The following is an 11,957-nucleotide window of genomic DNA, read 5'->3' as shown; positions in this document are numbered from 1 at the left end:
GCTGGATAACGTCCAGTTTGAATTGCATACTGTACTTTGCCATAAAAAACCCCGAAAGTTTGTGTCCAACTTTCGGGGGGCAGTTCAGAGACGCGGGCCTGAGAAAATGCCGATGGCGGCGTTTCAGCTCCTCGCCGTACATGCGTACTGTCTTCGTCGCTGCGCCTTGCCCTCGACATTTTTCAGGCCCGCTTGGCCCGGAACGGAAAACGGCACCCTCAGGTGCCGTTTTGCATTGCGCAATAATCAAATCACGACTGGTGCCGCTTCAATACCTTCGTTACCAGGTCGCCATCCTCCGTCTTCGGCGCATCTTTCATGCTACCCAGTTGCAAGGTGAACTGGCGCGTGAATTCGGCGCCGAGGAAAAAGATCTGCGCCGAATAATAAATCCAGATCAGCAGGGCCACCAGCGAGCCCGCCGCGCCATAGCTGCTGGCCACGCCGCTGTTGCCGATGTACACGCCGATCGCGTACTTACCCAGTGAAAACATGAAGGCCGTGCCCAGCGCACCGATCATCACGTCGCGCCAGGACAGGCGCACCCGCGGCAGCATCTTGTAGATGACGGCAAACAGGCAGGCGATCACGCCGAAGCCGAGCAGGTTGGAAATGACGGAAAACAGCATGGCGGCGTCTTTCCAGTGGCCTTCCCAGTAATTTTCCAGGATCGCCATGGCGGCGCTGATCACCAGCGACACCATCAGCAGGAAAGCCAGTACCAGCACCAGGCCAAACGACAGCAGGCGCGTGCGTACCATATCCCAAGCGCCCGCTTCCTTCAGGGCCGGTACTTGCCAGATTTCATCCAGGCTGGCTTTCAGCTCGGCAAACACGCTGGTGGCGCCGAACAGCAGCAGGGCGCCGGCGATCAGGGTGGCGATGCGGCCCTGGTCGTGATTCTGCGCGCCGGCCAGCACCAGCTGGATCGCTTCGGCGCCTTGCGTGCCCAGCAAGCCTTGCAGTTGGGACATCAGCTCGCCGCGCGCGGCGGCCGGTCCATAGAAAAAGCCGGCGATGGCGATCACCAGCACCAGGATGGGGGCGACGGAAAACAGGGTGTAATAGGCGAGCGCGGCACCCTTGCTCGACGCGCGGTGTTCCAGCCATTCGGTGACGGAGCAGACGATGACGCTGCGCATCGTCTTGCCCAGCGGCACCAGCTTGGCCAGGCGGGGATTGCGGCTAGAAATAGTCATGCGTGGCTTTCAATGAAAAAAAGGGGCCGCAGCCCCTTTTTTTTAACAGTGGCGTACCACTGACAGCGTGATTATCGTACGCGGCGCTCGATCGTGATTTGCTCGACTTCAACGCGACGGTTCGGTTCCAGGCACTTGATCAGGTCAGCACGTTTCTTGTTGTCGCAAGTAACGACTGGATTGGTCGAACCCTTGCCTTCGGCGCTCAGGCGATTCGAGGCAATACCTTTGTTGACCAGGTAGACCTTGACTGCGTCAGCGCGTTGCTGCGACAGTTTCTGGTTGTACTTGGCCGAACCGATACGGTCGGCGTAGCCGCTGATGACAACGTTGTTGACATCTGGAGCTGCCGTCAGCACGCGGGCGATTTCGTCCAGCTTGGTCTGGGTCGGTGCCAGCTTGGCGCTGTCGAATGCGAACAGTTCGGTCGCGGACATCGTTACTTTTTCAAAGCGTGGCGCTGGTGGCGGCGGTGGTGGTGGTGGAACGACCACGACGACTTCTTCACGCACTGGCGGCGGTGGCGCTGGTTGCGCTGCCACTGGCGGTTTGTCGAAAGCGTAGTTCAGGCCGACGTTGACATACCAGTTGCTCGATTTGCTTTCCGGGAAGGTGTTGCCGCGCAGGAAGCCATGCACATTGCGCACGTCGAGCTGGGTCGACCACTGGTCGGTCAGCTTGCTCTGGAAACCCAGGCCCAGGTTGGCGTAAGGCGAGCTCTTGCTGCGTTCGCCCAGAGGACCGTTGTCCTTGTCGCGCTGCATGCCGGCGCCGAGGACGACGAACGGAGCAAAGCCAGGGTTACGGTTGAAGAAGTACAGGCCATCGACGCCCAGCGTGTTTTGCTGGTAGCGGTTGCCATTGTCTTTCGAACGGGTGTAAGTGGTGCCGAACTGCACGTCCCACTGTGGCGACACAGGCTTACCAAAACGCAGACCAGCGCCGTAGCCGGTTTTGTCGGAAGAGAAACTCGAATCTGGTTTCGAAGCATTAATGCTTGGTTGAATGTACCAGGACGGATTGATTTCCTGAGCCTGTGCGCCGATGGACGAGCACAAGACGGCGGCGGCAACGGCGATTTTTTTTAAATTATTCACAAGTAACTCCCAACGTTAATAGAGATTTTTCTTAACACATCAAACGGCTAGATGGTCTGCGTTCTACTGCTACAACAATTCCAGATGCGCATGTTTTGTTCGAGATGCACTGCTGTTGGATTGGAGAATACGTTTCCAAGTTCAACCGGTCGGTGCGTTAGCGCACAAAGGTTTGTTGTCTATCAATGTTGTTGCAAAACCGAGACAAATACAACACTTTTATAGAATAAATTGTTTTCAGTTTTACCACGTAACGTAAAAGCAGGCAGTAACGCAGGCCGTAAGCGTACATCTGGAGCCATACGACCTCTGTATATTAGCAACAATGGCCTGCTTGATAACTTATACGACAGTGTTATTGCCACCCTGGCCTGCCAGCTGCCTTTTCTGTATCGGCTATTGCGCGCAAGACAGTGGGCGTGTGGGCTGGCAACTTCGACGGCATGTGGGAGGTATCGGGCGAGGCGGGCGCCGCACCCACCTGGCACGACTTGATGGACTATATGCATCGGCAGGTGGCCAGCCAGGCGCCGACGCCACCGAAAGGTCTGCTGCTACAAGTGGTCAATACCAGCTGCAAGACGGTGGCGCAGTCGGCTTTCCAGGTGCGCGGCAATGGGCTGGCGCGGCCAAGATAGATTATTGCATGGTCGTCGGCGTAGTTGGCGGCACGGGCGCGATCGGCGTGGTAGGCACGCCCGGGGTCGATGGCGGCGACAAGGTGCCTGGCACCGGCTGCTGGTCTTGAGCGGATGGAGTGGCCTGCATCGGTGCAGGCCGGTTCTGCTTGTCGCGTTTCGTGGCTTTTTGACTTTTCGCAGGGCGTTTGTGTTCGCGCATCTTGCTGCCGGCCACGGGGTTACCTTTGTTGTCGAGCTTGTCGGACTGGTCCGATTGCTGGCCGGGATCGGCCTGGTTATTGACGTGGTTGCCGGTCTGGTTCAGGTTCGTGGTGGACTGGGCTTGTACCCAGGCGCCGCCCACGGTCATCAGGGTGGCGGAAAGCAAAAGAGCGGCGGTTTTCATGGTGCGGTTCCTGTCATCATTGATCGATGGCGCATTGTTACATGCATGACGAGGTCAGCAAGTAGGAGCGCGCCTCATCACGATGTGGGCCGATTGCCTCACTGGGCTGCTGGCGCGACAGGAATGCTGGGCTTGGCAGGCCTGGTCGGCTCTGCAGTTGGCGCGCCTTTTTTGGGCTTGGGTGCCGCTTTGTTGCCATGGCTGCGCCTGGCGGGCGGCGCTTTGTCGGCTTGGGCCGGGCTCGCTGCCTGCTGGTCGCGCGCCGGCGACTGCGCCGGCCCTGTATCAGGCTGGCTTTGTGCTGTAGCGCCACCGGCTGTGAACAGGGCGGCCGTCAGCAAGAGAGTGGGTAGTTTCATGATGCTCCCTCCATGTCCGGACGACACGCTGCCGGCAGGGCCTTGCCAGCAGCGATAGTCAGAAACTAATGCGTAATGAATTATTGAGCCGGTGTAGCCTGCGGCTGCATGTCCTTGGGCTTGGCGGCGCCATCCTCGGTGGCCTTTCTGTGCGCGGCGGCGTCGGCCTGGCTGGCCCGGCTGGCTTTTTTAGCTTTTTTGGCTGGCTTCGCAGCCTGGTTCGCCTGGGTATCCGTCACTTCATTGGCCGCTTGCGGCGTGCCGGTGTTGTCACGGTTGATATTGGGCGCAGTTTGCGCCTGGGCCAGCGTCACGGTCGCTGCCAGCAGCAGGGAGGACAACAGCAATGAGGTCGATTTCATGGAAAACTCCTTTTGACGGATGGGGTGTATCGAGGTTGCTTTTACCTGGAGCAGGCTCAGGGTGCGGGCTTCGGTGGCGGCGCGACGCCCATATTGCTGCTCGAGCCTTTCTTGTCGGCCTCGTTTTGCATGTTGGGCGGTGGTGGCGGCATCGGCGTGCCTGCCTTGTTGGGGTTGTTGTGCGCTTCGGACTGCACTTTTTTGGTCGGCTTCCTGGCGTTTTTCTTTTCCTGTTTGTCCAACTTGCCGGCAGGGTCCTGGATTTTCTCCGCCTCGCCGTTTTGCGGCGTGCTGGTGTTGTCACGTACCGGGGCGTTGGCCGGTGGATTGCTGGTCGACTGGGCTTGTGCAAGGGACGCCGCGCCTGCCAGCAGGGCGGCGAACATCAGTGAGGATGATTTCATGGAAAGCTCCTTTGATACGGATTAAAGAGCTTCCATTCTGTCACCAGTAGCGGGCGCGGCAAGTAGGAGTACGCCGCTGCGCCATGTGGGCCGATGCCTTTTCATGGCAGCCAACAATGCTCCTCCACCGGTGAGCAGCGGGCTTAGCGACCCGGCGTGCGTGGCGGCGTGGTGCCCGTATTGCTGGTCCCGGTGCCGGTGCCGGAACCAGTCCCAGTCCCGGTCCCGGTCCCGGTCCCGCTGGTGCCAGTACCCGTTCCGCTGCTGCCAGAGGTGCCGGAGCTGCCCGACCTGTCGCTGCCGGTGTTGCCCGTGCTGTCCTGGGTACCGTTGCGCGTGGCGCTGCCCCCGGTCTGGCCGGCGGTGCCGGAGTTGCCGCTGTTGACGTCATTGCCCTGATTGCCGTTGGCCTGGTGGCGTTTCGGCTTCTTGCTCTTGGTCGTGGCCTTGTCGCCGGTCTGTGAACCGGAGGTTGACTGGGCATTGCGCTGCGGATCGGTTGCCTGGGTGCCGCCCGTGGTGGTCGCGTTGTTGTTCGACTGCGCCTGGACAATGGCGCCGCTGCTGGCCAGCAGCATGCCGGCAAATATCAATGACAAAGATTTCATGGAAGCTCCTTGCGATGAAGAGGATAGGAGCTTTCATTCTCGCACCAGGCAAGCGCTGCGCAAGTAGGAATATGGCGCTGCCATTTGTGAGCGCATTACTGGCCGTGGTGCAGGCGTCAGCGGAACTGCTCGGTTGAAATATCGAAACGCTTGAGCTTGTCGTACAGGGTTTTTTTCGGAATATTCAGCGCCGTGGCCGCCTCGATCACATTGCCGTTATGGCGCCGCAGCGCCTCTTCGATAATCGAGATCTCGAACGCGTCGACCTGCTCGGCCAGCGACGCTTCCCGGCAGCCGGCCGGGCTCAAGGTGTCGTCGAGCAGGCCCAGCACGAAGCGGTCGGCCACATTGTGCAGTTCGCGCACATTGCCGGCCCAGCGCTGCGCCATCAATGAGGCCAGCAGTTCGCCGCTGACCAGCGCCGCCGGCTGGCCGTAGCGCAGCGCCGCCTGCAGCACGAAAAACTCGAACAGCAGCGGAATATCTTCGCGCCGGTTGCGCAGGGAAGGCAGGCTCAAGCTGGCGACATTCAGGCGGTAATACAGGTCGGCGCGGAACTTGCCCTGTTCGGCCAGCACATTCAAATCTTCCTTGGCGGCGGCGATCACGCGAAAGTTCACCGAAATGAGTTTGTTGGAACCTAGCCGCTCGACTTGTCTCTCTTGCAGCACGCGCAGCAATTTCACTTGCAGCGACAGCGGCATGCTTTCGATTTCATCGAGAAACAGCGTGCCGCCATTGGCGTATTCGATCTTGCCGATGCGCTGGCGCTGGGCGCCGGTAAACGCGCCTTCCTCGTGGCCGAACAGTTCGGACTCGAAAATCGATTCGGGCAGGGCGCCGCAGTTGATGGCAACAAACGGGTGGTCGCGCCGCTCGCTGAAGTCGTGCAGGCAGCGCGCGATCAGTTCCTTGCCGGTGCCGGTTTCCCCCAGGATGATGATGTCGGCCGATTTTGGCGCCAGGTTCAGCACCAGCTGGCGCACCTTGGCCATGGCCGGGCTGCGGCCGACGATGCGCGCCTCGATGCCCACGCGCTGCTCGAGCTGGCGCCGCAAATTCATGTTTTCCAGCACCAGGTGGCGCTTGTCGAGCGCGCGCCGGCACACTTCCACCAGCAAGTCGGCCGAGAACGGTTTTTCGATGAAGTCATAGGCGCCGCGGCGCATGGCGCCGACCGCCATCGACACGTCGCCATGGCCGGTGACGAGGATCACCGGCAGGCTGGCGTCTTGCGCGACGGCGATATCGAGCAATCTGAGGCCATCTATGCCGGGCAGCTTGATATCGCTGAGCAAAATGCCGGCAAATTCCGGCAGCAGGTAAGGCAATGCTTCCTCGGCCGTGGCAACCGCTGTCACCTGCAGGCCGGCCAGTTCCAGCGACTGGCGCGCACCTTTGCGCACCACGGCGTCGTCTTCCACCAGCAGCACTTGCATGCCGTCGAAGTTGTTCTCATGCATCCGTCTCATCCTTGATCTTGTTTTGGTCACGCGTCAACGTGATTGTAAACTGCGCGCCGCCCCCTTCGGCTTTGGCCCGGTTGCGCACGGCCAGCGTGCCGCCGGCGGCGCGCACGATGCCGGCGCTGATCGACAGGCCCAGCCCCAGGCCATGTTCCTTGGTGGTATGGAAGGGGTCGAAAATCTTGTCCAGCGAAGCGAGCGCTATGCCGGGGCCATTGTCGGTCACATGGATCACGGCCAGCTGGCCTTCGCTGCGCACCTGCAGCCAGATCTGCACCGGTTCGGTCTCCGGCACGGCGTCCATGGCGTTGGTGATCAGGTTGCTCAACACCTGTTCCAGGCCAATGGCATTGCACAGCACGGTGATTTCTTCGTCCGGCCAGCTTTCATGCAGGGTGAGGCGCTGTGAATTCTTGCGCGTGCGCACTTGCAGCATGGTTTGCGCAAACGCCTGGCGCACCGGCACCGGTTTCCTTGCATCGTCGCTGCGCCGCGCAAAGCCCTTCAGTTGCGAGGTGACATAGCCGAGACGCTTGACCAGGTCGGAAATCGTCGACAGGTTGTCGAGCGCATCCTCTATGCGTCCGCGCGCCAGAAACACCTTGGCGTTGTCGGAAAAGGTTTGCAGTGCCGCCAGCGGCTGGTTCAGTTCATGCGTGACGCCGGCCGCCATCTGGCCGATGGCCGCCAGCTTGCCGCTTTGCACCAGTTCGGCCTGGGCGTAGCGCAAGGTCTGCTCGGCCCGTTCGCGCTCGGCCACTTCCGCCTGCAGCCGGCCATTTGCATGCACCAGGTCGGCCGTGCGCTGGGCCACCTTGATTTCCAGCTGCTCGTAGGCCAGCGCCAGGGTCTGCTGGGCCTTGAGCTTGTCGGCAATCCGGCGCCGGCGCTGGCGCGCATACATCAGGGCCAGCATCAGGATCGCCCAGCCCAGGGCCGCGCCGATGGCGGCGTTGCGGGCCGCCTCGTCGACCTGGTCGAGTTCGGCCAGCATGGTGATCTGCCAGCGCAAAGGACCCAGCGGCCGGTTGACGGCCAGGTAGTCGGCCTTGCCCGGTAAAGCCGGCAGTTGGCTGGTTTGCGGACGCTCCAGTGTCATCACGCTGGCGCCATCGGCGAACTGGCGCTGCAGCCGGTGCGGCAGGATCGGCAGGTTTTCCTGCAGGAACTGGCGCTGCGCGCTGATATCCTGCTTGGCCGCCGCCGACAGCGCCGCCAGGGTATTGAATTTGAACGACGGCGTGCTGGCCAGGATGATCACGCCATTGGCGTCCTTGACCCAGATCTGTTCGCCCGCGCCCGGCGAGCGCCACGATTGCTCGATCCAGTCCAGGTTGACCTTGGCGGCCACGATGCCGATGATGCGCCCGTGGCGCAGCACCGGCTGCGAAATGAAATAGCCGGCTTCAAACGTGGAGGCGCCAATGCCGTAAAACCTGCCGATGCCGCCGGCGATCGCGTTCTTGAAATACGGCCGGAAGCCATAGTTGACGCCGACATAGGAGCTGGCGTCCTGCCAGTTGCTCGACGCCAAAGTCGTGCCATTGGCATCGAGCACATACACGGCAAAGGCGCCGGCGCGGTGATTGATATCGACCAGGTAGGCGTTCAGTTCGCTAACCTTGCCTGGCGTCGGCTGCTCGATCAGCTGCGCCACGGCCTCGCTTTGCGCCACGGCCAGCGGCAGGAATTCATATTTGTTGAGCGCGCCGCCGATCGATGCCGCATACAGTTCGGCGCGTGTATCGAGGGTGCGGTGCAATTCGTCGAGCTGGCGCTGCTGTACCCAGGCATGGGAAGACCAGGTCAGCGCCACCAGCGCCATCAGCGAGGCGCCGGCAAGCAGGGCGCTTGCCGGCGGTTGCAACAACCGCAGTCGCTTGAGCAAGCTCACTAGTCAGCGGTACTGGCCATGGTCTCGGCATTGTGATGGCGTTGCTGCTCTTCCATCACCATTTCGCCCAGCATGCGCTTCAGGCGGTTGAACTCGGGGTCGCTCGGGTCGCGCGGGCGCGGCAGGTCGATCGCCACGTCGCGCTTGATGGTGCCGGGACGGTAGGTCATGACGATGGTGCGGTCGGCCAGGTAGATCGACTCCTCGATCGAGTGCGTGACGAACACGATGGTGGTGCCGAAGACTTTCCAGATCTTCAGCAATTCATCCTGCAAGTTGCGCCGCGTCAGCGCATCGAGCGCGCCGAACGGTTCATCCATCAGCATGATCGGCGAATCGAGGGCCAGCACGCGGGCGATTGCCACGCGCTGGCGCATGCCGCCCGACAGGTCTTTCGGAAAGCGCAGGCGAAACTCCGTCAGGCCCAGCATGTTGAGCAGCATGTCGACCCTTTCCTTGATCTCGCCTTGGGACTTGCCGGCGATTTCCAGGCCAAAGGCAATATTGCTTTCAATCGACATCCACGGAAACAGCGCATATTCCTGGAACACCATGCCGCGCTCCGGGCCCGGTTCCGTGATCAGCTTGCCGCCGGCCAGGATCTGTCCCGAGGTCGGGTGCGCAAAGCCGGCCAGCGCGTTGAGCAGGGTCGACTTGCCGCAGCCCGATGGCCCCAGCAGGCAGATGAACTCGCCGCTGGCGATATCGAGGTTGATGTCTTTCAGGGCGATCACGTCGCTGCCGCCGGTGGTGAAGATCTTGTTGACTGCTTTGATATTGATGGTGGTCATGGCGCTACCTTTCAGTGTTCCAGGCCGCGGTGCCACTGCAGCAGATGATTGTTCAGGGCATTCATGGCGATATCGATGGCCAGGCCAAACAGGCCGATGGTAAACATGCCGGCGATAATCTTGTCGGACCAGAAGTATTCGCGTGCCTCCAGAATGCGGAAACCAAGGCCGCTATTGACCGCAATCATCTCCGCCACGATCACGACGATAAATGCCGTGCCCATGCCGATGCGCGCACCGGCCAGGATGTAGGGCGTGGCCGCTGGCAAGATCACGCGGCGAAACATCGTCATCTGGCTGGCGCCCAGGTTGCGGGCGGCGCGGATATAAATGCCGTCGACCTGGCGCACGCCGGCAATCGTGTTCATCAGCACGGGGAAGAAGGAGCCGATGCTGATCAGGAAGAAGGCGGGCGGGTTGCCCAGGCCAAACCACAGGATCGCCAGCGGAATATAGGCGATCGGCGGAATCGGGCGCAGTACCTGCACCAGCGGATCGAACAGTTTGTAGATGGTCTTGTTGGTGCCCATCAACAGGCCCAGCGGCAGGGCCAGGCCGGCGCCGATGGCAAAACCGCCCAGCACGCGGGACAGGCTGGCCCAGGCGTCATGCGGCAGTTCGCCCGAGAACATCCACACCAGGTAGTTGCCGGCGTCGGGCGTATAGGCCGCCATCGGGATCAGGTATTCGTACCATTTCACCACCACCGCCACCGGCGACGGCAGGATCTGCGGATTGATCCAGCCGAACGTGGACATGGCTTGCCATAACAGCAGCACGGCCACCGGCACGATGGCACCGTGCGCGAAGCGTTTCATCATTTGTACATTCATCGTCAGCCTTCCAGGGTTAGCGTGGTGCGTAGGATTTCTTGGCTTTTTCCAGCAGGTCCAGCTTGACCCAGTCGCTGGCCGCTGGCGGCTTGGCCATGCGGCCGACGCCGAATTTCACCATATAGTCGGTGGTCAGCTGTACGTGGCTCTGGGTGATGTCTTCCGTAAAGATGGCGTTGTCGATCGCATCGCGGTAGTCCTCGCTGGTGATCTGGTTCTTGAACATCGATTCACGCACGTATTTTTCCGCCAGTTTCGGGTCGGCCAAAAAGGCGCGGGTGGCGGCCACGAAGCAATCCATGAAGCGCTGCGCCACGGCCGGTTTTTCCTTGTACATTTTTTCCGTCATCACCAGCGCGCGCACCGGTTCGCCCAGCGGCGTGTCGTAGGGCTTGATGATGGCGGCGCCATATTTCTTGTGGATCGCCTGCGTTGAATACGGCTCGGACTGGCTCATCACGTCGATGTCCTTGGTGAGCAGGGCCTGGTTCAGGTCCGGGTAGCCCATGTACAGGATCTGCACGTCCTTGCCCGGCTTGTCGGACCAGGTCAGCTTGGCCTTGGTCAGTTCGGCGAACAGCAGGATTTCCTGCGGACCGCCACGGGTGACGCCGACTTTCTTGCCTTTCAGGTCGGCGATGCCCTTGATATTGAGGTCGGGGCGGCCGACGATCTGCACGCCGCCCTTGGCGAAACCGCCCACCAGATACACCGGCAGGCCGGTGGCGCGGCCGGTGATGGCCGCCTCGAGCGCACTGGCCGAGACGTCGATCTCGCCGGCGATCATGGCCGGCACGATGTCGAGGCCCTTGGCGAAGATGCGTTCCTCGATCTTCAGGTCATATTTCGGCGCGATTTCCTTCATGTAGGCCACTGCGCCATAGTGGGCGAATTTCAGGTTGCCCAGGCGAACCAGATCGGCCGCGTGGACGGACAAGGGCAATTGCGCGGCCAGCGCGACGGCGATGGCCAGGGCTTTGGTGTTGAACAGGGATGAAAAAGACGAAGTGCGGGCAGGGCTGGTCATGCTGTCTCCAATATAGATGGTGTTTTACGGGCTGCTCTGACGGCGGCCATGGAAAACATAAAAGCATCTTCCGTGCCAGTGAAACGTATTTTGGAGGGAATGGCAAGTGATTGTTTCTAAACGTTAAATTGTGGCGTGCACAAAACGTTTACCGAACGGTTTCCGCTTTTCCGCACGCAGGGCGGAAAAATTGTGCGGCTGGCCGCACCGGCTAGCCGTACGGGTGACTGGGACTTGAGCCAGATCAATACGGGCTGGGTGAACCTGCGGCGTGGAATCGGCTCAAAACATAAAAAAACGCGTTGGATCGAAGACCGCAACGCGCAACTCCCCCGAGGAGTGGGGGCGCGCCGCGCTGTGGCTTTGATTCTTGCTGCGCGGCGCCGTATGGAACGACTGGCTACATCATGTTGATTATTGCGCTGGTGGCGTGGCCGGCGGCACGGCCGGTGTGGTGGCAGGGTCGGTCAGGGGAGCTGGCGTGACGCCGGGCGCCGTTTCAGGCGTGGTGGCGGGCGCGGCCGGATCAACCGGGGCTGGCGTCACTGCCGGTGCGGTGGCGGGGGGCGCGGCTTCCGGCATTGGCGCGTCAGCGGGTTTCTTGCACGCGGAGAGACTGATCAGGGCAGCGGCGGCCAGCAGATAAGGCATTTTCATCATCATGATTCCTTTGCAAAGTCAGGTTGGGAGATGCTGGTTGGTGCCGTCTGGATTACAACGCCGGGCCATGCCAGTCATCGATCGTGGGCGCCAGGCAGTGCAACAACTACATGCCTGACGATCAGCTTGATTTTATGTCAAGGCAATTCGCGCATCTGTTCGCCATCGCACGTTAGGCCGCGAATGGAAGTGCAATACTGGATTCAGCACCGCAATGCAAACGCCGCACGA

General features: G+C 61.0%; 14 protein-coding genes. 1 reads left to right on the top strand and 13 read right to left on the bottom strand.

The genetic code is table 11. The annotated features are described in order from the left end of the window. Nucleotides 1-251: 251 nt before the first annotated feature. Both AC0Z42_RS27055 and AC0Z42_RS27050 read right to left on the bottom strand, forming a co-directional pair. Nucleotides 252-1,199: a YihY/virulence factor BrkB family protein gene (locus AC0Z42_RS27055; protein WP_485471161.1), complete on the bottom strand. Its 948-nt coding sequence runs from the start codon at nucleotides 1,197-1,199 to the stop codon at nucleotides 252-254. 71 nt (nucleotides 1,200-1,270) lie between these two features. Further along, nucleotides 1,271-2,296, bottom strand: coding sequence for an OmpA family protein (locus tag AC0Z42_RS27050; RefSeq protein ID WP_485471160.1), 1,026 nt, complete (start codon nucleotides 2,294-2,296; stop codon nucleotides 1,271-1,273). A 419-nt stretch (nucleotides 2,297-2,715) separates the two neighbouring features. On the opposite strand from AC0Z42_RS27050, the gene AC0Z42_RS27045 reads away from it, so the two are divergent. Further along, nucleotides 2,716-2,934 (top strand): hypothetical protein, encoded by a 219-nt coding sequence (locus AC0Z42_RS27045; RefSeq protein WP_485471159.1) that lies wholly within the window; start codon nucleotides 2,716-2,718, stop codon nucleotides 2,932-2,934. A 1-nt stretch (nucleotide 2,935) separates the two neighbouring features. On the opposite strand, the gene AC0Z42_RS27040 is transcribed toward AC0Z42_RS27045, so the two are convergent. The 11 genes from AC0Z42_RS27040 to AC0Z42_RS26990 form a co-directional block, all read right to left on the bottom strand. Continuing rightward, nucleotides 2,936-3,322 (bottom strand): hypothetical protein, encoded by a 387-nt coding sequence (locus tag AC0Z42_RS27040; RefSeq protein WP_485471158.1) that lies wholly within the window; start codon nucleotides 3,320-3,322, stop codon nucleotides 2,936-2,938. Nucleotides 3,323-3,420: 98 nt separating this feature from the next. Continuing rightward, nucleotides 3,421-3,681: a hypothetical protein gene (locus tag AC0Z42_RS27035; RefSeq protein WP_485471157.1), complete on the bottom strand. Its 261-nt coding sequence runs from the start codon at nucleotides 3,679-3,681 to the stop codon at nucleotides 3,421-3,423. An 80-nt stretch (nucleotides 3,682-3,761) separates the two neighbouring features. Next, on the bottom strand, nucleotides 3,762-4,043 hold the full coding sequence (locus AC0Z42_RS27030) for a hypothetical protein (protein WP_485471156.1): 282 nt from the start codon (nucleotides 4,041-4,043) through the stop codon (nucleotides 3,762-3,764). A gap of 56 nt (nucleotides 4,044-4,099) precedes the next feature. Next, entirely contained in the window at nucleotides 4,100-4,447 is a 348-nt protein-coding gene (locus AC0Z42_RS27025) for a hypothetical protein (RefSeq protein WP_485471155.1), read from the bottom strand. Between the two features lie 143 nt (nucleotides 4,448-4,590). Beyond that, the gene (locus AC0Z42_RS27020) at nucleotides 4,591-5,055 is read right to left on the bottom strand and encodes a hypothetical protein (RefSeq protein WP_485471154.1); all 465 of its coding nucleotides are present in this window, start codon (nucleotides 5,053-5,055) and stop codon (nucleotides 4,591-4,593) included. Nucleotides 5,056-5,171: 116 nt separating this feature from the next. Further along, nucleotides 5,172-6,518, bottom strand: a complete 1,347-nt coding sequence (locus AC0Z42_RS27015; protein WP_485471153.1) for a sigma-54-dependent transcriptional regulator — start codon at nucleotides 6,516-6,518, stop codon at nucleotides 5,172-5,174. After that, entirely contained in the window at nucleotides 6,511-8,388 is a 1,878-nt protein-coding gene (locus AC0Z42_RS27010) for a sensor histidine kinase (protein WP_485471152.1), read from the bottom strand. Before AC0Z42_RS27010 ends, AC0Z42_RS27015 begins: the two co-directional genes overlap by 8 nt. A 26-nt stretch (nucleotides 8,389-8,414) precedes the next feature. Then, the gene (locus AC0Z42_RS27005) at nucleotides 8,415-9,206 is read right to left on the bottom strand and encodes an ABC transporter ATP-binding protein (RefSeq protein WP_485471151.1); all 792 of its coding nucleotides are present in this window, start codon (nucleotides 9,204-9,206) and stop codon (nucleotides 8,415-8,417) included. Between the two features lie 11 nt (nucleotides 9,207-9,217). Next, a complete protein-coding gene (locus AC0Z42_RS27000; protein ID WP_485471150.1) occupies nucleotides 9,218-10,039 on the bottom strand; it encodes an ABC transporter permease in 822 nt (273 codons plus the stop codon). A gap of 16 nt (nucleotides 10,040-10,055) precedes the next feature. Further along, nucleotides 10,056-11,066 carry an ABC transporter substrate-binding protein gene (locus AC0Z42_RS26995; RefSeq protein WP_485471149.1) on the bottom strand — a complete coding sequence of 337 codons (1,011 nt, stop codon included), beginning with the start codon at nucleotides 11,064-11,066 and terminating at the stop codon, nucleotides 10,056-10,058. Between the two features lie 414 nt (nucleotides 11,067-11,480). Continuing rightward, a complete protein-coding gene (locus tag AC0Z42_RS26990) occupies nucleotides 11,481-11,729 on the bottom strand; it encodes a hypothetical protein (protein ID WP_485471148.1) in 249 nt (82 codons plus the stop codon). Between the last annotated feature and the right edge of the window lie 228 nt (nucleotides 11,730-11,957).

This window comes from Janthinobacterium sp. 1L-D-8-B-C4, from assembly GCF_057291295.1.
Note: the sequence above shows the minus strand (reverse complement) of the source record. Positions and strands in the feature narration are given on the sequence as shown.

Excerpts from the sequence above, each read along its gene's own strand:
- AC0Z42_RS27055 (WP_485471161.1), bottom strand. The coding sequence starts at position 1,199 with ATGACTATTTCTAGCCGCAATCCCCGCCTGGCCAAGCTGGTGCCGCTG.
- AC0Z42_RS27040 (WP_485471158.1), bottom strand. The coding sequence starts at position 3,322 with ATGAAAACCGCCGCTCTTTTGCTTTCCGCCACCCTGATGACCGTGGGC.
- AC0Z42_RS27035 (WP_485471157.1), bottom strand. The coding sequence starts at position 3,681 with ATGAAACTACCCACTCTCTTGCTGACGGCCGCCCTGTTCACAGCCGGT.
- AC0Z42_RS27030 (WP_485471156.1), bottom strand. The coding sequence starts at position 4,043 with ATGAAATCGACCTCATTGCTGTTGTCCTCCCTGCTGCTGGCAGCGACC.
- AC0Z42_RS27025 (WP_485471155.1), bottom strand. The coding sequence starts at position 4,447 with ATGAAATCATCCTCACTGATGTTCGCCGCCCTGCTGGCAGGCGCGGCG.
- AC0Z42_RS27020 (WP_485471154.1), bottom strand. The coding sequence starts at position 5,055 with ATGAAATCTTTGTCATTGATATTTGCCGGCATGCTGCTGGCCAGCAGC.
- AC0Z42_RS27015 (WP_485471153.1), bottom strand. The coding sequence starts at position 6,518 with ATGCATGAGAACAACTTCGACGGCATGCAAGTGCTGCTGGTGGAAGAC.
- AC0Z42_RS27005 (WP_485471151.1), bottom strand. The coding sequence starts at position 9,206 with ATGACCACCATCAATATCAAAGCAGTCAACAAGATCTTCACCACCGGC.
- AC0Z42_RS27000 (WP_485471150.1), bottom strand. The coding sequence starts at position 10,039 with ATGAATGTACAAATGATGAAACGCTTCGCGCACGGTGCCATCGTGCCG.
- AC0Z42_RS26995 (WP_485471149.1), bottom strand. The coding sequence starts at position 11,066 with ATGACCAGCCCTGCCCGCACTTCGTCTTTTTCATCCCTGTTCAACACC.
- AC0Z42_RS26990 (WP_485471148.1), bottom strand. The coding sequence starts at position 11,729 with ATGATGATGAAAATGCCTTATCTGCTGGCCGCCGCTGCCCTGATCAGT.